This is a genomic window from Neolewinella agarilytica, assembly GCF_900110645.1.
Lineage (GTDB): Bacteria > Bacteroidota > Bacteroidia > Chitinophagales > Saprospiraceae > Neolewinella > Neolewinella agarilytica.
In genome coordinates this window covers 1-18,779 of the sequence record NZ_FOFB01000021.1, presented here as the reverse complement: position 1 = coordinate 18,779, position 18,779 = coordinate 1, and the positions used below count along the sequence as shown (strand labels likewise).

9 protein-coding genes and 1 pseudogene are annotated in these 18,779 nt (G+C 48.4%); 7 read left to right on the top strand and 3 right to left on the bottom strand.

The window, feature by feature from the left end:
- Positions 1-41: 41 nt before the first annotated feature.
- The gene (locus BM123_RS17105; RefSeq protein ID WP_090170877.1) at positions 42-2,177 is read right to left on the bottom strand and encodes a thioredoxin domain-containing protein; all 2,136 of its coding nucleotides are present in this window, start codon (positions 2,175-2,177) and stop codon (positions 42-44) included.
- A 346-nt stretch (positions 2,178-2,523) separates the two neighbouring features.
- Here BM123_RS17105 and BM123_RS17100 point away from each other — a divergent pair, with 346 nt between their 5' ends.
- From BM123_RS17100 to BM123_RS17090, 3 genes are all read left to right on the top strand, one after another.
- Entirely contained in the window at positions 2,524-5,484 is a 2,961-nt protein-coding gene (locus tag BM123_RS17100; protein WP_175489439.1) for a SusC/RagA family TonB-linked outer membrane protein, read from the top strand.
- A gap of 46 nt (positions 5,485-5,530) precedes the next feature.
- Positions 5,531-7,129 carry a RagB/SusD family nutrient uptake outer membrane protein gene (locus BM123_RS17095; RefSeq protein WP_090170870.1) on the top strand — a complete coding sequence of 533 codons (1,599 nt, stop codon included), beginning with the start codon at positions 5,531-5,533 and terminating at the stop codon, positions 7,127-7,129.
- Positions 7,130-7,271: 142 nt separating this feature from the next.
- Positions 7,272-10,604 (top strand): VCBS repeat-containing protein, encoded by a 3,333-nt coding sequence (locus BM123_RS17090; RefSeq protein ID WP_090170867.1) that lies wholly within the window; start codon positions 7,272-7,274, stop codon positions 10,602-10,604.
- A gap of 64 nt (positions 10,605-10,668) precedes the next feature.
- Here BM123_RS17090 and BM123_RS17085 read toward each other — a convergent pair whose 3' ends face one another.
- Together BM123_RS17085 and BM123_RS17080 are read right to left on the bottom strand one after the other, a co-directional pair.
- Complete coding sequence (locus BM123_RS17085; protein ID WP_217642179.1) at positions 10,669-12,249, bottom strand: sulfatase family protein; 1,581 nt, start codon at positions 12,247-12,249, stop codon at positions 10,669-10,671.
- A 212-nt stretch (positions 12,250-12,461) separates the two neighbouring features.
- On the bottom strand, positions 12,462-15,101 hold the full coding sequence (locus BM123_RS17080; protein ID WP_090170861.1) for an MGH1-like glycoside hydrolase domain-containing protein: 2,640 nt from the start codon (positions 15,099-15,101) through the stop codon (positions 12,462-12,464).
- A 327-nt stretch (positions 15,102-15,428) separates the two neighbouring features.
- Between BM123_RS17080 and BM123_RS17075 the strand changes: the two genes are divergently transcribed.
- The 4 genes and pseudogenes from BM123_RS17075 to BM123_RS17060 all read left to right on the top strand — a co-directional run.
- Complete coding sequence (locus tag BM123_RS17075) at positions 15,429-16,010, top strand: Crp/Fnr family transcriptional regulator (protein ID WP_090170858.1); 582 nt, start codon at positions 15,429-15,431, stop codon at positions 16,008-16,010.
- Positions 16,011-16,326: 316 nt separating this feature from the next.
- Positions 16,327-16,821, top strand: coding sequence for a GlcG/HbpS family heme-binding protein (locus BM123_RS17070; RefSeq protein ID WP_090170855.1), 495 nt, complete (start codon positions 16,327-16,329; stop codon positions 16,819-16,821).
- Between the two features lie 50 nt (positions 16,822-16,871).
- The gene (locus tag BM123_RS17065) at positions 16,872-18,392 is read left to right on the top strand and encodes a Dabb family protein (protein WP_245748603.1); all 1,521 of its coding nucleotides are present in this window, start codon (positions 16,872-16,874) and stop codon (positions 18,390-18,392) included.
- Between the two features lie 57 nt (positions 18,393-18,449).
- Positions 18,450-18,692, top strand: a pseudogene (locus tag BM123_RS17060) (SDR family NAD(P)-dependent oxidoreductase); the annotation flags it as partial.
- Positions 18,693-18,779: the final 87 nt, after the last annotated feature.

The following is an 18,779-nucleotide window of genomic DNA, read 5'->3' as shown; positions in this document are numbered from 1 at the left end:
ACCAGTATCAGGATTAAAACCAAGAGAAGAAAATAGCCTGGTCAGTCTGGCGAATTAAGCTGCTCCAAAGCCTTAGCTGCATCCGTAACGGGTAGCTGACAGACTTTGTCGAGGCAGACGTAAATGGTCGTTTGTTCCGGGATTAGTTTGTTGGTGAGAAGCTCTAAGGATCCTTCGGCATCGCCTCCGAGAAAAAGTGCATTGGGGTGGAACTCTCTGCTCATTTGGTCTCGCACAGCACCTGCGTCCGCGCCCATAATGGCTACTTCGTAAGTCGGCTGCAGCAGGTCGATGTAGAGTCTGCCCCAGTTGGCGAAAAAGCGGGGGCCATTCTTTATCAGTGGTTCCCGTAAATTGGCAAGCATAGTGCCGGCCCGTTGCTTCTTCGCATCGTCGGCCAGCAAGATGCCCGTTTGGTATACGACGCGGGCCATGACCGAGTTTCCGGAAGGGATCGCCTGGTCGTTTACGGGTACGTTTCCGGTGACTAATGCAGGGTCAAGATCAGAGGTGTAATTGTATAAGCCTGATACATTGTCGTAGAAATGCAACTCAGCGTATTCAATCAACTGATTTGCAGTCTTTAACCAGGATTCATCAAAAGTTATTTGGTAAATATCTACACAGGCTTGGGCAAACAGCGCATAGTCATCGAGAAAAGCATTGATGCCCGCTTCTCCGTCTTTGTAGTTTCGGTACAGACGGCCATCGCTTTCCATGCTGTGGTTGCGTAAGAAGGCTGCGGCTTCCACCGCCCGCTGCCGGTATTCCTCCGTACCCAGTGCCCGGAAAGCATCTGCGTAGCCAGAAATCATCAGGCTGTTCCAGGCCGTCAGAGCCTTGTCGTCCAGGCCTGGCTGTGGGCGTTTCTCCCGAAGGACCAATAGTTTATCGGATGCCGGTTTAAGTCCCTTTCGCAAATCAGCTTCAGTGGCAAAATCGTATTTCCGGGCTATTTCATCCCCGTTTTCGGCCCGCAGCAAAATATTTTTTCCTTCCCAGTTGCCGCCTTCCGTAATTGAGTAGTATTCCACAAACGCCTGCGCCAGGTCTTTTTCAGGGATGCTTTGCAAAATCTCCTCTTCCTGCCAAACATAGGTCAGTCCTTCTTCGCCTTCGGTATCAGCGTCTAGCGAAGAATAAAAAATACCTTCCGGAGAAGACAGCTTGCTCTCCACAAATTCAAGAGATTGCCGGACGACCTCCGCGTATCGCTCATAGCCCGTGACCTGATACGCCCTGGCGTACAGGCTGATGAGCTGACCATTGTCATAGAGCATCTTTTCAAAGTGAGGTACTTTCCAGTCTGCATCGGTGCTGTAGCGGGCAAAACCGCCAGCCAGCTGATCGTAGATGCCACCACCAGCCATTTTATCCAGTGTAGTCGTTACGGCTTCCAGGCTGCGCTTGTTTCCGGAGTAGAAGTATTCCGTCAGCAGGAATTCGTAGAGGGTAGGAGTGGGGAATTTCGGAGCGCCCTGAGTGCCCCCCCGGTCAAAATCAATATCATCCAACAAAAGGGAGGCCATCGTATTAACTTCTTCTTCTGTGAGCGCTTCCCCCTCTCCGGCACCACCAGCGAAGCGGTTGCGTTCCTGTAGCGCCTGGGTTAGGTCAGCAGCATACTGTTCCATTTTCGCGGGGTTTTCTCCTCTCAGTTTCCGGAACTGTGTCAATACGTCCATCCACTGCTCTTTTGCCAGATAAGTTCCCGTCCAGACGGGTTTTCCGTCGGGCAGGGCGATTACATTAAGGGGCCAGCCGCAGCCGCGCTCATTGGTGAGTTGGCAGGCAGACATGTAAACGTCGTCAATGTCAGGTCTTTCCTCCCGGTCAACTTTGATGCTTATGAAGGATTCATTCATCACGGCAGCCACGGTACTGTCTTCAAAACTTTCGTGTTCCATCACGTGGCACCAATGGCAGGCAGCGTAACCGACGCTGATGACGAGTAGCTTGTTCTCCTCATCGGCTTTATCAAGCGCCTCTTCACCCCAGGGGTACCAGTCTACCGGGTTACGGGCGTGCTGCAACAGGTAAGGCGATTTTTCGCCCGCAAGATGGTTTTGGTGACCAGTTTCATCATTGCTCACTCCTGGCGCAGGGCTGTTTGTGGCGCGGTCGCAGGTGCAAAGAAGGCTAAGGAGCAGGGAGCAGAGAGAAATTCTGGTAAGCATCACTGAATGGTTGAAGACACAAAGGAACGGCATGTGCGGCACAGTCTGACGGTTCATTTTAACATTACCTGATATCAGAACATTATTTGGTTGCAACCGATAGCTTTTTGAGGCCTGTTCTGGCTATTGGCCTAATGATTAGTATTTATTTCTCTAACACTTATGTGTTTATTGGCTTTGATAGGTTAAAATTGAGCCACTCTAGGATAATTCACTGCTATTGGGCCCTTAGATTGAAGTCTATTTTTACTCTTAACATCAGAGCTTTCAAGCTTTTTCTTTTATAAATCACTAGTAGATGAAATGCAAAAAACGTTTTTCACGATGGCAATTCTTATTGCTACTCATGACTCTTTTCAACTTTGCCTACGGGCAAATTACCGTATCGGGTACCGTTACGGATAAAGATGACAACTCTCCGCTTATTGGAGTAACCGTCTCCGTAGTTGGCACCAACTCAGGGACCATTACAGACATTGATGGATCATATTCTCTTTCAGTTCCCGGACCCGACACTAAGTTGGCTTATTCCTACACTGGCTATGGCTCTCAGGAAGTGACGGTTGGGCAGCAAACCAGAATTGATGTTGCCATGCTTGCGGGTGCGGACCTGGATGAGATTGTGGTTATTGGCTACGGTACCGTCAAAAAAAGTGACGTAACCGGAGCAGTATCTTCCGTTAGCGCCGCTGATTATGAAGATCAGCCCTTAACCAGGCTGGAGGACGCTCTTCAGGGGCGTGCGGCGGGTGTTTCCGTAGCTAAGTCTAACGGTCAGCCCGGATCTAACTTTAAGGTCAGAATCCGTGGTGTAAACTCCATTACGGGAAACAACAGCCCGTTGATTGTAGTAGATGGGATTCAGGGAGTCGATTTGAGCACCCTCAATCCTAATGATATTCAGACCATCGATGTACTTAAAGATGCTTCCGCCACCGCTATTTATGGTGTCCGGGGGTCTAACGGAGTCATCATTGTAACGACAAAGCGAGGTAGCGGTCAGGGGAAAGTAAACCTGGAATACTTTGTTACATCTGCGGCAGTACCGGAGTTTCTGCCCACACTGCAGGATAACGTTGGTGACTTCGCCAGATTAGAGAATCTCAGAAGAGTTAACGCTGGTGGCAACCCCAATTTTACGGATGCGGAAATTGCAGCTCTGGAAGCTAACGGAGGAACCAACTGGCAACGAGAAATTTTCCAAACCGGCATCGGACAAAACCTGCTGGGTTCGGTAAGTGGCTCCGAAGGCAAAATCAACTACTTCGTATCCGGTGTTTTCCGTGATCAGGAAGGCATTGTCATCAACACCGGGTTCAAACAGTTGTCGCTTCGTTCCAATATCGATGCTCAGATTAATAACAAGTTGAAAGTTGGTCTGAACGTGTTTGTTAACCGGGATCAAACCCAAAATGACTTCAGCTTTGCCGGCAATGGCCAGGGAAGCCTGGTCGCCAAGGCTTTAACCTGGGACCCAACTACTCCGGTGTTTGCGGACGATGGAACATACAACTTACGCTCCCTGCGCGGGATCGGCTCTTTGAATGATAACCCGGTAAGAACGCTGATGGAAAGTGACGCGCAGCGCGTCAGAGAGCAACTAAGTACTGCCTTAGTCCTTGGTTGGGACATCACAGATGACATTTCCTACACCCTCAATGCGGGAACCAGACTAAACAACATCAATAACCAGGTCTACGACGTCGAAGTAGGAGATGACTTTTTGCCTCACACCAACTTCAATAACAACAAGTTCCAGTCTTACCAGGTAAGTCATATTCTTTCCTGGGGTAAGTCATTTGGCAACAATGATCTGAAACTTACGGGTGTACAGGAATACCTGAAGGAAACGAGCATTGTGAACGGCTGGTCCGCTCAGGACCTCAGCTTACCCAGAGGGTATTACTTTGCTGAGCTGGCACCTGGTGCCGGGCAAACGGTCAGCAATAATTTCTCTGAACGGGAGCTGTCCTCTTACATGCTCCGTGGTGAATACGTGATGGGAGATAAATTATTCGTTACTGCTACCGGCCGCTACGACGGAACGTCCGTATTCAGAGCTGACAACCGCTGGGGCTTCTTTCCGTCTCTGGCCGTTGGATACAGTCTGAACGATCTAATTGGTGGTAGTGGTCCGCTTAGCAGCATGAAAGTGCGCTTAGGCTGGGGACAGGTAGGCAACCAGAACATTGGCCCTTACAGCACCTTTGGTGGCTTACGCACCAATGCTTCTTACTCCTTCGACTTTAATTCTGCCCAGACGGGTACCGTACTTAATAGCTTTGAGAGTGCTGACCTGACCTGGGAGACTACCACCCAGACAAATGTTGGTCTGGACATTGGCATTCTGGAAGGCAGAGGCAGCTTCACCATTGAGTACTTCAGTAAGAAGACAACAGATTTGCTTCTGGCTACTCCCGTTCCGGGAACCTTCGGCGGTGGCATCATTAATCAAAATGTTGGCGAAGTGACTAACAATGGCATTGATCTTAGCCTTAGCTATGCTATCGTTAACACGACGAACTTTGACTGGGACGCAAGCTTCAACGCCTCCTACGTGAAGAACGAAGTGACGCAACTTTACAATGACCTTGAGCAAATTAATGGTCTGTTTACCTCACCGGGTGGACAGAGCCGCGTACTCAATATCATCGAACTGGGGCAGCCATTAGGTCAGTTTCAGGGCTCGACCTTCCTTGGCACCTGGAAGACAGCTGAAGCAGCTCAGGCTGCCGAATTCGGAGCACAGCCAGGTGATCCTAAATACCTGAGAGATGCGAATGGTGACATTGTTTTTGGGAGTATTGGGAACGGAACACCTGACTTTGTCTGGGGCTTCAACAATAGTTTCACCTTCAAAAACTTCGACCTCAACATCTTTATCCAGGGTATGCATGGCTTTGATGTTTACAACATTCAGCAGGCCATGATTACGGGTGGAGCAGGTGACTCAAGAAGTTTCCTGTCAGCAGATCAGGTAAACCAATGGACTCCTCAGAATGAAACGGACATTCCCGCAACGGTTCAGTTTTACAACTCATCCCGTTACATTGAGAAAGGGGATTTCATCCGACTGTCCAACCTGAATCTTGGCTACAACTTCGGACAAATCGGGTCCACCGACATGAACCTGAAAGTATACGCCAGCGGCCAGAACCTTTTACTCATTACCGATTACTCAGGTTATGACCCGGAGCTTTCGTCGCGGAAAGGAGGTCAGGGGATTGAGGACGTAGCACCAGGTATTAACCTGGGAGCCTACCCGAACCCCCGCACCTACACCTTCGGCCTTAAACTTGGTTTCTAGTGTTGCCCTCCGGCAACATTGAATCCCTTCAACAACAACTATCATCATGAATAGAATCAATAATTATAAATCGCTTAAGCTGCTGCTTTTGCTACCCGCTATGGCAGTGCTTAGCCTGGCATTTTATGGATGTGATCTGGATGAAGATCCAGCGCGTTCGCAGCTAGCTGTATTGCCCTATGAAAACCTGGCGGAGCTTGAACTAGGCGTAACCGGAGCTTATGACCGGATGTGGGCTGCGCTGCGAATGACTACTGCCTGGGCGAGTGCCTGGGGCGGTGATGACCTGACCACCCACCGCGCCAGTAACAAGGCTGACTTCCGGGAATACGACAAGCGATCCGTGACCACGGGTAACGCTCGTACCCAAGGTACCTGGAATGGTCTTTTCTCCGCCATCAGAGCTGCCAATACCGTTTTGGAAAATGCTGCGGAAACCAATTTGCCTGAACAGGCGGAACAAGATCGTTTGGTGGGAGAAGCTTTCTTTATCCGGGCCTACTGTTACCATCACTTGATTCGGGTCTTTGAAGAACTCCCGATCATTACGAGTACAACTCCCGATTTTGAAATCACACTGGCCACCAGAGAAGAAGTGTTCTCACAGATTGAGAGTGATTACCAGTCCGCAGAGTCAATGCTTCCAGTATCCAGCAATTTAGGAGCTACCCGCCCCAATAGCGGAAGTGCAAAGGCTTTCCTGGCTCGTCTGTATATGGATTGGGCTGGTTACCCCACTAATGACACGGGTAAATACACCGAGGCTGCCTCCATGGCTAAACAGGTGATTGACAACGCTTCCAGCCATGGCTTTGCTCTTGTTCCGGATATGGCTACGCTGTACACGCTCGCCGGAGCAGCTAATACTGAAGGCGTTTACACCTTATCTCATTGCCAGCCCTGCGGCCGCGGCAACAGAAAGACCGGAAAACTGGGCTTACCCGGTGATCTGGGGGGGTGGCAGGAATCCTTCGCTGAAATCAGATTCTTTGAAGATATGCCGGAGAACTACCGCAAGGAGGTGACCTACCATACGGATGTCCCCGTAAACGCTGCGGGCAACCGTGCTGTCGCCAATCCTGCAGATGCCGCCAGCATTCTTTCCTGGACAGAATTCAAGGACCAGCAGAATCCCATTTTTGCTAAAATTACCGGCCCGTGGGAAGATGATATTTTCAACGGCTTCCAGAACTCCCGTGCGGATTACATTATGCGCTATGCGGAGGTCCTCCTCATTTATGCAGAAGCCTCCGGTCGGTCTTCCTCCGTTACTGATGATGCCTGGGAAGCGCTGAATATGGTTCGTAGACGGTCCGAAGGTTTACCCGTTGGACAGGCGGACGCTTCCGTCGACCTTACATCCGGAGACATTGCCGAGCTCGCCTACACAGAAAAGAAATGGGAGCTCGCCGGAGAGTATCAACGTTGGTATGACCTGGTCCGAATGCAACGAGTGGACGAGGCGTTAAGTGACCGAAACCCGAGGGTTTCTATTGGTACGGTCTTTGACGCTGACGGCAATGCCGTCCCAACGCCACTAACGGAAGCTTCGAACCCCATCACCGGGTCTTTGGGGACAGATAATTATTTTGCCCCCATTCCTCCGGATGAGCTGGAGCAGCTGCCGGGACTCATGGGCAACTAACAGCCTTAATTCCGGTTAAGGAAGTCATTGCCGCAAAGCAAAATATTTGCTTTGCGGCAATTTTTTGCGGCAAAAATTTCGGGTTCGATTCTTCAGTATTTAGGTTTATCTTCAAGCCAGAACGATCAAAAATATCAACCAAATGAGACTAGTTTTACGCCTGGGAGTTTTGTCAGTCTTGTTAGTCTTTATTTCCTGTAATGGAGATGAATCAATGGTTGCGGATACCCGCAAATTATTTACCAGCGTTTCCCCAGCCTCTTCCGGTATAGACTTTCAAAATGAATTAGTCGAAACAGAAGAGTCAAACTATTATAAATACATGTATTCCTACATCGGAGGGGGAGTAGCGGCTGCAGATTTCAATCAGGATGGCTTAGAAGACTTGTTTTTTATCTCCAATACCTTTGACAACAAACTGTACATTAATCAGGGTGATTTTCACTTTGAAGATATTAGCCAGCGTGCGGGAATTGAAAAGCGACCGGGCTTTGACGCGGGTGTATCCGTCGCGGATGTTAATAATGATGGCTGGTTAGACATCTATATTACCCGGGGAGGCTGGAAATCAGCAGGTGGTGCTTTCGCCAATATGCTCTATATTAATAATGGCCCGATGGGAGACGATGGTGAGATAACCTTTTCTGAGCGGGCCGCTGAGTTTGGATTAGCCGACGACAACCGATCGATCCAAGCCACCTTCTTTGACTATGACAAGGACGGAGACCTGGATGTATACGTTTCCAACACCCCGGATTTTGAGGATCGGGCCGCAAAAACTGTAAATCTGGTAGAGGCCCGGACGGCTCCTGAAACAATAGCCCTGAAGGGGAGTGACAAACTTTATCGAAATAACGGTAAAGGGCATTTTGAGGACGCCTCTCAGGAGGCTGGCATTTTCCCGGATATAGGATTCGGCCTCAATCCACAGGTAGGAGATTTGAATAATGACGGCTGGCTGGATATTTACGTCAGTAACGACTTTAAGATCCCTGACTTCGCCTATCTCAACAACGGAGACGGAACCTTCCGGGAAGGTAGAAACGAATTATTCAAGCATATTTCTTTCAACAGTATGGGAGGAGATATCGCAGACGTCGACAACGACGGACTGACAGACGTATACACCCTCGATATGAACCCCGATGATTACGTGCGCTCAAAAACTACTATGGGAATGACCCAGCAGAGTCGCTTTGAAGAAATGGTTCGCATGGATTACCACCACCAGTACATGCACAACATGCTTCAGATCAATAACGGTAACGGTAGCTTCAGAGAAGTCGCCAACCTGGCTGGCGTTGCTAACACTGACTGGAGCTGGTCCGCACTGCTAGCTGATTTTGATCTGGATGGCTACAATGATGTTTATGTTACCAATGGTGTTTACCGGGATGTTATTGACCGGGATGCTAATAACAGAATTCTGCAGGAGCTGAGAAATAACCCCCGGAAACCTTCCGACAAAGATTTTCTTGAGTTCACTAAAATGCTTCCACAACAAAAGTTGACCAATTTCTTTTTCAGGAATAAAGGAGACCTGACTTTCGATAATGTCTCCTATACATGGGCGGATTCGATCCCTGGTTATTCCAATGGTGCAGTGTACACGGATTTAGATAATGACGGAGATCTGGATGTCGTCGTTAATAACATTAATGACCCGGCCACAATTTTGAAAAACCATGCGATTGAAGGAGGGATTAACCGGTTTTTAAAGGTAAAGCTGAATGGTCCCGAAAAAAACAAAATGGGCGTAGGTGCTACCGTAAATCTATTTATGGAGGAAGGGCAGATACAAACCCGTCAATTAATCAATTCCAGAGGGTTTTTGTCTTCGGTTTCTAACACGCTGCACTTTGGTGTGGATGACCGTGCATCCGTTAAAATCGAGGTCGTTTGGATGGATGGCAAGACCCAATCTTTAGAGGATGTCCCCACGAATCAACTAGTAAGCCTGGATTACGCAGATGCGGTAACACCAGTACAATCTACCATCGGCCCGGCTACTGTTTTTGAGCGGAAGGAATTTGACTTTGCACACACTGACCCGCCTTACAACGACTATCAAAAGCAAATCTTATTACCTGGTAAACTATCCCAAACCGGGCCGGCAGCAGCCAGTGCTGACGTCAACGGTGATGGCCTCGAAGACATCTATCTGGGGGGTGGGCACACCCAGGCGGGGCAACTGTTACTGGCTGACCCATCGGGCGAATTCAGAAAATCAGCCACTGTTGCTTTCGAACAGGACAAAAGAAGAGAAGACGTAGCCGCTTGTTTTTTTGACGCCGATAATGATGGGGACCAGGACCTCTACGTTGCAAGTGGCAGCTATGAGTTTGCCCCTGACTCTAAAATGCTGATCGACCGCCTTTACCTCAATGACGGTAAAGGGAATTTCACCAAAACGAGCAATCGTATTCCAGCTTTCGCTACCGCAGGAGCCGTGGTTCGATCAGCCGATTTTGACAACGATGGTGATATGGACCTGTTTGTCGGTAACAGAGTTATCTCAGGCCTCTATCCTTACCCGCCTAACAGCTTTTTATTGATAAACAACGGAGGAACCTTTAGCCTGGCTGGTGAGGAAATTACCCCGGGCCTGAGAACCATCGGAATGGTAACCGACGCTGCCTGGCACGATATGGACGGCGATGAGGATGTAGAATTGATCGTTACCGGAGAATGGATGGGTATAGAGGTATTTGAAAATGATAACGGGCGATTAGTAAAAAGTGAAAACTACTCTAATCTCTCTTCGGCAAAGGGATGGTGGAACAAAATTCTCTTCGCAGACATCGATCAGGACGGTGACGAAGACATCATTGCCGGTAATCTGGGGCTGAATTCTAAATTTCACGCTTCGCCCGATAAACCGCTTCACGTTTACACTAAAGACTTCGACTACAACGGAACCGCTGACGTTTTCCTTGCTAAATACTATAAAGGAGCAGAAGTTCCGGTGAGGGGAAAAACCTGTACCGCACAGCAGTTGCCCCACTTAGCGGCCAAGATTCCTACCTACACGGAATTCGCCAGTAGGGATATGGAAGGGATTTTAGGCCCCGGAATTGAAACGGCTCTGCATTATGAAGCCACGGAGTTCAGATCGGGAATCTTCGTAAACGAGGGAGGCCACTTTCAGTTTTCTCCTTTACCGAACAGCGCCCAGCAGTCTCCAGTTAACAGTATTTTGTACGAAGATTTTGACCAGGATGGACAGCCTGATTTATTGATTGCCGGAAATAACCATCAACCAGAAATTGAGACCACCCGCTATGATGCCGGAATTGGCCAGTTTTTCAAAGGGAACCGGGATGGACAGCTTGAGGCCGTCCCCCTATCTAAAAGCGGATTTTTCACAGATAAAGATGTTCGGAATATGCTGAAAACTGGCGACTACATTGTAGTAATAAACAACAATAGCAATCATGACCTTTTTGAGTTGGGTGCACAGCAGGAGTCTAGATAATCCCCCCCTGCATCAGGCGCAAACGCAGGATGCAAAGGGAGGTAAGAAAGCAGGGTAGGGGCGCCTATTCCAGCGGCCCGGCCTCAAAGTCCGTATCATTCACCCAACCCGCCTTCATTTTCTCTCCGGCCATGTATCGGTTGTAGAAGTTTCTGGACTGTTCACTTGAATAGAGGTAACTGTCGAAAACCTGTGCATTTCCCGTCATTCTCGGATCATTTTGCAACATCAACTGCTCCGTCATGGCAGCGATCATCGCTTTTTTTTGCTCCTGCACCTCCGGTGTGTCCGCTAAGTTTTTCAGGCAAAACGGATCTTCTTTAATGTTATAGACTTCTTCCTGGCTACGCTTACCGAAATTCAGCTGCCACCACTCCTGTAGCTTATTTACCCGCCGGCTATTGAGGAGGAAAGATTTCGTCGGGCTGCCATCCGTATTCAGATAGCCGGTTTCGGGGTTGCCGACAGGCCAGCGCTCCGGGTGGAAATTTTTGAGGTAGAGATAGTCTCCTTTGAATATTCCCCGCACCGGGTAGCCCTGATCGTCCGGTCGGCCCACGTCATGGCGCTCTTTCCCGACCAGAACGTAGTCCCGGTAGTTCGTGACGGTTCCGTCCTTTTCGGATTGGAAGATGTCAGATAAGCTTCGACCGGTAATCGCTTGCATTCCCATCGTTTCCGGTTGTACTCCCGCTGCCTCCAGAAAGGTAGGAGCAAGGTCAATAAAATTCACAAAGTCATCGATTTTTCTTCCCGGCTTTTTAATGCCTTCAGGCCAACGGATCGCCAGTGGAAGATGATTGGAATATTCGTAGACCTGCCCCTTGATTCTGGGGAATGGCATTCCGTTGTCTGCCGTAACCACAATGATGGTGTTATCTAATTCTCCGGCAGCTTCCAGGGTGGCGATCATTCGGGCAAGATGGCCGTCGAAGTACTCAATCTCATAGGCATAATCCAGCAGGTCCGTTCGGATGCTGTCTACATCCGGCCAAAAGGGAGGTACCTCGTCAATGTCGGAGAGCTTCTTGTCTGTTAGCCGCAGCGCAGCGCCATAGTCGTACGCCCGGTGGGGTTCCAAGCCACCGTACCAGAAGCAAAATGGCTCACCATCCGGCCGTTTTTGCAGGAAATCCTCAAAGTTGCTGGCGTAGTCTACCTGGCTGATAAATTTGGCCGGAGGCTCCAAAGTAATTTGGTTGAACTTCTGCCCGGCCAGCTGGCGGGGAACACCATTTCTGCTGCCCTGATCTCCAGGCCCCCAGGGTTTACCTGTCGCTCCAACCCAGTAGCCGCTGCTATCCAGTGCTTCAGCGTAGGTGCCAAACTTCTCAGGGAAGAAGGGCAGGTGGCTCACCGCCTCTTCCAACTGCCAACTGTTTCGTCCGGTAAGTATACAAGAACGGGAAGGCGAACACTTAGCGTTCGGTACGTAGGCTCGGTTAAACAATAAGCCCTCCGCCGCAACCCGATCAAAAGCGGGTGTTTTCACCCAGTCACAACCATAGGCTCCGAAGTGTTTCCAGGAAGCATCGTCGGCAATGGCAAAGAGAATGTTCGGACGTGTTAGGGCAGAGGTGTCCTGAGAGTCGGCTTCGGTCCCTTCACAGGCACTCAGCAAGCCAAGTAGGAGTAAAACAAGCAATCTGTGGCTTTTCATTTGGCAATGGTCATTAATGCAAAAGATAAGCTATAGAATTGGGATGGCCGTATTGGTTGAGACGCTATGCGTCGATCGGGAGCCTTTACGTTCGGCAGGCTCAGTAACCACGGCTCCGTTCGCGATCGACGCATAGCGCTTCAACCAACTCTGCACCTGCGGCCGCGCCCTCTGCATATTCTTTTGCCACGAAAGATTTATTCCAGCCGGTTAATCAGTTCCGCTACAATCCCCGTCCAGCCCGTTTGGTGAGAGGCTCCGACTCCCCGGGAGTTGTCCCCGTGGAAGTACTCATAGAAAAGGACAAGGTCTTTGAAATACGGATCATTTTGATAGATGGTATCCGTTCCATGAGCCGGGCGTTTACCTTGTTCATCTTTGGTGAAGATAGAGACAAGACGCTTCGATATGTCAAGAGATACCTGTTTCAGATCAACCTCCCGACCGCTACCGGTGGGACACTGAACACCAAGGCTTCCCTGGTAGTGGTGATTGAAATTCTGGAGGGACTCCAGTAGCAGATAATTCATCGGCATCCAGACAGGGCCCCGCCAATTCGAGTTTCCGCCGAACAGATAAGAACTGGATTCAGCAGGTTCATACTTCAGGCTGAACTCCTTTCCGGCAATCTGTACCGAGTACCCCTGCTGATGGAATTTAGACAGCGAGCGAATCCCGCCCGGAGCCAAAAACTCTTCTTCATCCAGCAGTGCTTCCAACATCTTTTCCAGTCTTGCGCGGGGCACGAGTGCCAGGAGAATGTCTCCGGTTTCTTCCGACTCTTCGATGCTTACCGAAAAATCGGCGCTGGGGCGGTGCGTCCGGTGCCAGTTAAAACGGGTCATGAAATCCGGTAAGTTTTGCAGACGCTTTTTATCCATCACCATGGTGGCAAACAAGGAGGTCAGCCCGACGAGAGAGCGCAATTTCAGCGGTGTACGGGAGCCATCCGGCAGCACCAGCATATCGTAGAAAAAGCCTTCTTCCTCGTCCCATGCGCCTTTGTAGTCGCGGGTAATGCTGTTGATCGATTCTGAGATGAGGACAAAGTGTTCGAAGAATTTCGTCGCTACGTCTTCGAAACTTTTATCCGTTTGAGCAATCTCCAGTGCGATGTCCAGCATGTTGAGAGAATACATGGCCATCCAACTTGTTCCGTCGGCCTGATCGAGACTACCGCCACCAGGGATTTCTTTGCTACGGTCGAAAACGCCGATGTTGTCCAGCCCAAGGAAACCTCCCTCAAAGATGTTGTTGTCATTGGTGTCTACCTTGTTGACCCACCAGGTAAAGTTGATGAGGAGTTTTTGAAAAACCCGCTTGAGAAACACTATATCTCCTTTCCCTTTTTGCTCCTTATCGATGTGGTAAACCTTGAGGCATGCCCAGGCATGAACGGGAGGGTTCACGTCACTAAAGTTCCATTCATAGGCTGGAATTTGTCCGTTGGGCCGCATGTACCACTCCCGTAAAAAGAGAACGAGTTGTTTTTTAGCAAAATCAGGATCCAGTTTGGCAATGGGGACACAGTGGAAGGCAAGGTCCCAGACCGCATACCAGGGATACTCCCATTTATCCGGCATGGAAATGATGTCTTCATTGTTCAGCGTCATCCATTCGTGGTTACGCCCTTTTTTCCGGGCCGCGGGCGGGGTGGGCTGTTCGGGGTCACCATTCAGCCAGGTGGGAATGTCGATATGGTAAAATTGCTTCGACCACATCATCCCACCGTAAGCCTGTCGCTGGATGTTCTTCAGGTCGTCGGAAAGGTCGTCGTCATGCTGAGTGGCATAAAACTCATCAGCCTCCTGTAAGCGATCAGTGAATATTTCATCAAAAGCCTTTTCTAAGGGAGCTTCCAGTGCTTTACTGCTTAGCCGCAGACGAATTTCGCGCGATCCCCCTCCTTCAATAGTAAGTTGGTAATGTGGGCTGCACTTGGTGCCCGTCGCCACGGAAGTAACTGCTTCGAAATCATTACCAATGAGCGCATCATTGATGCTGTCTTTCACTAGTGGAGTAGCGTTAGGGGTTCCAAAAAGCCGCTCCTCATTGGTGTTGTTCTCCGTAAAGAGTACGCGATCGCAAGCATCGAAATAAAGGTGGTACTGGCCCACCTTGTCGTGTTCGACCTTTACGCTTCCCATCTTCTCATTGCTCTCAGCCAGTTCGATGAAGGGTTTCTTTTCCACCTCCACAAAAGACCAGCGGTTCCGGATCAGTAGCGTAGGTAAAAGGTGGATGGGGGCAGCTTCAGCTGCCCGGTTATGTATGGTGATCCGGATGAGGATATCCTTTTCGTCCGCCTTGGCATATTCCGTAAACACGTCGAAGTACTTACCATCATCAAAAACACCGGTGTCCAGTAGTTCATATTCAGGTTCCAGTTTTGACCTCCGTTGATTGGTCGTCACCAGGTCACTGTAGGGGAAAGCTCTCTGGGGATACTTGTAGAGGTGCTTCATGTAGGAATGTGTGGGGGTACTATCGAGGTAGTAGTAGAGTTCCTTCACGTCTTCCCCATGATTGCCTTCTTTTCCGGTCAATCCATACAGCCGCTCCTTTATGATGGGGTCTTTAGTATTCCAAAGTGCGACACTGAAGCATAATTGGCAATGGTTATCGCTAATGCCTGCAATACCATCTTCGCCCCAACGATATACACGGCTCCGCGCATGATCGTGCGGGAAATACTTCCAGGCGGTTCCTTTTTCACTGTAGTCCTCCCGGACGGTTCCCCATTGACGTTCGCTCAGGTAGGGGCCCCACTTCATCCAGTGCTTCTCCTTGGCGTAATGTTGTTCCAGTCGCTGGTGCTCCTTGGTCTTATTTTTCATCGCTGTTGATTTGTGGCGTCGTAAAAGTATACATATAAGACTTAAGCCCTGACTTAACGAGGAGTAATGATGTCGAACAAGCCTTAGCTCTATACCGCGGCTAATGGAGCATTTCAGGGCGCTCCCCGCAGGTGCAAAGGGAAGTTTTTTAAAAAAAGCAGCGTGTTCAGGCGTACGCTCTGCGGCAGAAGCTTCTTTCCGGATAACTCGAAAAAACCTTGCATATTTACAGAAAAGATGTTCTCAGGGTAAGACCGTAAATATTACCTTCCCCAAACATCGAAAAGGCTGATAAGAAACACCATCCGTTAGGTTAAGACGACGACCATGCCATACAACTTACTGAGAGAGAATATCAATAGCTACTTGCCACTTTCTGATCAGGACCTGAGCACGATCAGTGACTTCTTCACTTTCAGAGAAATAAAGAAAAAAGACTTTTTATTAAGAGGAGGCAAGACCTGCCGATTTGAAGGTTTCGTTTTGGGTGGATGTTTCAGGGTGTTCACCTTGGATCAGAAAGGCAATGAGATCAACTTGTACTTCGCCGTCAGCGGTTGGTGGCTGATGGATATTGATAGCTTCATGAACCAGACGCCATCTGATTTATACATTCAAGCACTGGAGGATAGCCAGGTTCTGTTGATCAGCAAAGAGAACAAACGCAAGTTGTACAATTCTCTTCCAATAGTGGAAAAACTGTTTAGAATCATTTTCCAGAAAGCATTGGTATCCTGGCAAAGACGGTTGATACGCAATCATTCCATGACGGCCAAAGAGCGCTATTTCCATTTCATGGACACTTACCCGGACATTAGCGCCAGACTGAGTAATAAACATCTGGCCAGTTATCTGGGAATAAGTCATGAGTTCCTGAGTAGGATTAAGAATTCAAACAAGGTCCGGTAACAGCCGGTCTTTTCGGGGGCAGATCCGGCCCGTTGGAATAACCGGCTGAGCAGATAACCATTTGGATCCGTTTCAATAAGAGCATTCGCGAAATCACTTGCAAATGTTGGCCCAGGTTGATCGATATGGAGGGAAATCAGCTTCGAGTTGTCTACGATCTTGAAGCGAAACATAAAGTGAGCCTGCCCTTGCCCCTCTATTAGCCTGCTACTGTTAACCATAGTTACCAATAGTTGAACAAGTTCAAATTTTAGATTGATTCCCGTCCTGACATTTGCTGCTGCAAACCATCAATCGAAGATTAACCAGTCTAACCATGAAAGCTCGTCGCAAACTGATTCTCCTTTCCATGACTTTCCTCCTTACTATTCTTATGAATGGAGCTACCGCCTATGCCCAGAACGCATATGACATTACACACGAGGAGTCACTAAAAGCCATGGCCGCAGCAAAAAAGCACGCTGAGCAATCAGGTGTTTTGGTAAACATCGCAGTCGTTGACGCAGGTGCCAACTTGAAGGCTTTTGTTCGCATGGATGGTTCCTTCCTGGGAAGTATCGATGTTGCCATCAAGAAAGCTAAAACCTCGCGGTACTTCGATATAGACTCAGGTGAACTGGGGGCACTAACCCAACCCGGAGGAATTATCTATAATATTGAACACTCTAACGGAGGACTGATGACCTTTCCCGGTGGAGTCCCGATTAAGGATAAAGAAGGAAACATTATCGGAGCTATTGGCGTCAGCGGAGGCACCATTGAGCAGGATCGGGAAATTGCTACTGCGGGAGCCAAAGCAATAATTGATTAGACATAACATTGAAAATAACCATCTTAACTTAAAGGAAATCCATGTCTGCTATGAAATATCTTGCTCTTTTAGTAATACTGCTTTTGTCTCAGATTTGCTGGTCTCAGACTTCAGATAATTTAATGCTGTTTCGTCAGGATTTTAAAGGTCTGTCCGCTAACAATACGGTTACCATTACCAGCTACGAAAAAAACGATTCTCATTTTGTCTATGTAGGTGGCTTCAAAGGTATTGATGTATTCAGCCTGAATAAGGACGGACAACTAACAGCGGTCAGTAAACACGAAATGTACAAAATAGAAGGACCGGCCAGAGGCATGGTGGCTGACAACATTAACGGAACGGATTTTCTATTCGTAGCTAATAAACATGGAGACGCAATTGAAACGTTTAGAATACTGGAAAAGGGGTCTCTTAAACAGGTGTCTTTAACCCTGGATACGGAGGAAACTTATCTTGGTACTGCCATCACTTTGCAGGTAGTTCATATGAAGCAGGCATCCTATCTTTTTGTAGGTGGCTTAGAAGAAACGCCGGGGCTCAGCAGCTTCAAAATTGAGGATGACGGTAAGCTGACCCACGTCCAGTCTATGGCAGACAATGAAGACATTCATACCGATGGTATTATCGGAATGTATACGCATAAAATCAAAAAGAAAACTTACTTGTACACAGGAGGTTTTCAAGACAATGGCGTCAGCAGTTTCAGAGTTGAGGAAGATGGCAGTTTTAAAAATATTAATAGCATAAGTGACAATACCACTGATCGCTATCTAACGGGTGCTTACCCAGTAACCGGAGTGGAATTAGGAGGGAATAACTATGTTGTTGTTGGCCACCGTCATCATAAATACTACAAGAGGGGCGGAAATTTCATTAAGAGAAAAGACTTCGTATATCACGGTGATGCCATAAGCGTTTTCAAAGTCAACCGTAAAGGTGCTTTAGTGCCGCATTTCGTTTTAAAGGACGATGAAAACACCAAGCTATCTGGTCAAACCAGAATTGAAATAGTCTCCGTAAATAACAATGAAGCCATACTCGCAGTGGGCACCAGAGACGATGCAAGCATTCAGCTTTGTAAACTTGATGCAGCAGGTACTCTCAGCCCCGTAAATTATTTGGAAACAGGCTTCTCTATTTACTACGGCTTGCGGTCCCACAGAATAGGGGAGGAGAACTTTCTTATTGCCGGATCTAATCAGTTTGACTTAAGAAAAGTGGTGGCCTACAAAGTAGCTCCGAAAATTAATCGTGACGGAAAAATCCTGAGGCACATTGTTAACCTTAGGTACAAAGATCAAGCTTCTGAGGAAGAAGTTGATAATGCCGTAAAGATGTTTCTGGACCTTAAAGATGAAATTCCTGGCATTTCGGATATTGAATGGGGAGTAAACGATAGTACCGAAGGGGCAAGTAAAGGCTTCACCCATTCCTTTGTCCTGACTTTCGAAGATGAACATGCCAGAGAGGTGTACCTTTTCCATAAAGCTCATTTAGACCTGGTAAGCCAAATAGGCCCGATCATTGCAGATGTTCTCGTGATGGATTACTGGACGAAAGCACCGTAGGTTGACGTCAGGAGTACCTGCAATACCTTATTTAACCGTTCTACAAAAAGAGAAAACATGACCATGCTTAAGGGCAAAAAAGCGATAATTACCGGAGGTGGCAGAGGGCTGGGAAAAGCCACGGCTCTGGCATTTGCCCGGGAAGGAATTGATGTCGCCATCACGGGCAGAAATGAAGAAAAACTGAAGGAAACCGTTGCTGAATTAGAAAAGTTTGGCGTTAAGGCCATCTATTCTGTATTCGATGTCGGGAATTACCCGGAAGTGCAAACCAGCATCAAGAATACAGTTAAGAGCATGTCTAAAAATTTGAGTCTCGGTTTCTACTGATCGACGAAAGAACCATCTGAATATTGGCCGCTAGAATGAATCCTGCCGAATTTTCTA

Bases quoted from the DNA above. Each gene is read 5' to 3' on its own strand.
- BM123_RS17080 (WP_090170861.1), bottom strand. From the start codon at position 15,101: ATGAAAAATAAGACCAAGGAGCACCAGCGACTGGAACAACATTACGCC.
- BM123_RS17065 (WP_245748603.1), top strand. From the start codon at position 16,872: ATGAAATATCTTGCTCTTTTAGTAATACTGCTTTTGTCTCAGATTTGC.
- BM123_RS17075 (WP_090170858.1), top strand. From the start codon at position 15,429: ATGCCATACAACTTACTGAGAGAGAATATCAATAGCTACTTGCCACTT.
- BM123_RS17095 (WP_090170870.1), top strand. From the start codon at position 5,531: ATGAATAGAATCAATAATTATAAATCGCTTAAGCTGCTGCTTTTGCTA.
- BM123_RS17100 (WP_175489439.1), top strand. From the start codon at position 2,524: ATGACTCTTTTCAACTTTGCCTACGGGCAAATTACCGTATCGGGTACC.
- BM123_RS17105 (WP_090170877.1), bottom strand. From the start codon at position 2,177: ATGCTTACCAGAATTTCTCTCTGCTCCCTGCTCCTTAGCCTTCTTTGC.
- BM123_RS17070 (WP_090170855.1), top strand. From the start codon at position 16,327: ATGAAAGCTCGTCGCAAACTGATTCTCCTTTCCATGACTTTCCTCCTT.
- BM123_RS17090 (WP_090170867.1), top strand. From the start codon at position 7,272: ATGAGACTAGTTTTACGCCTGGGAGTTTTGTCAGTCTTGTTAGTCTTT.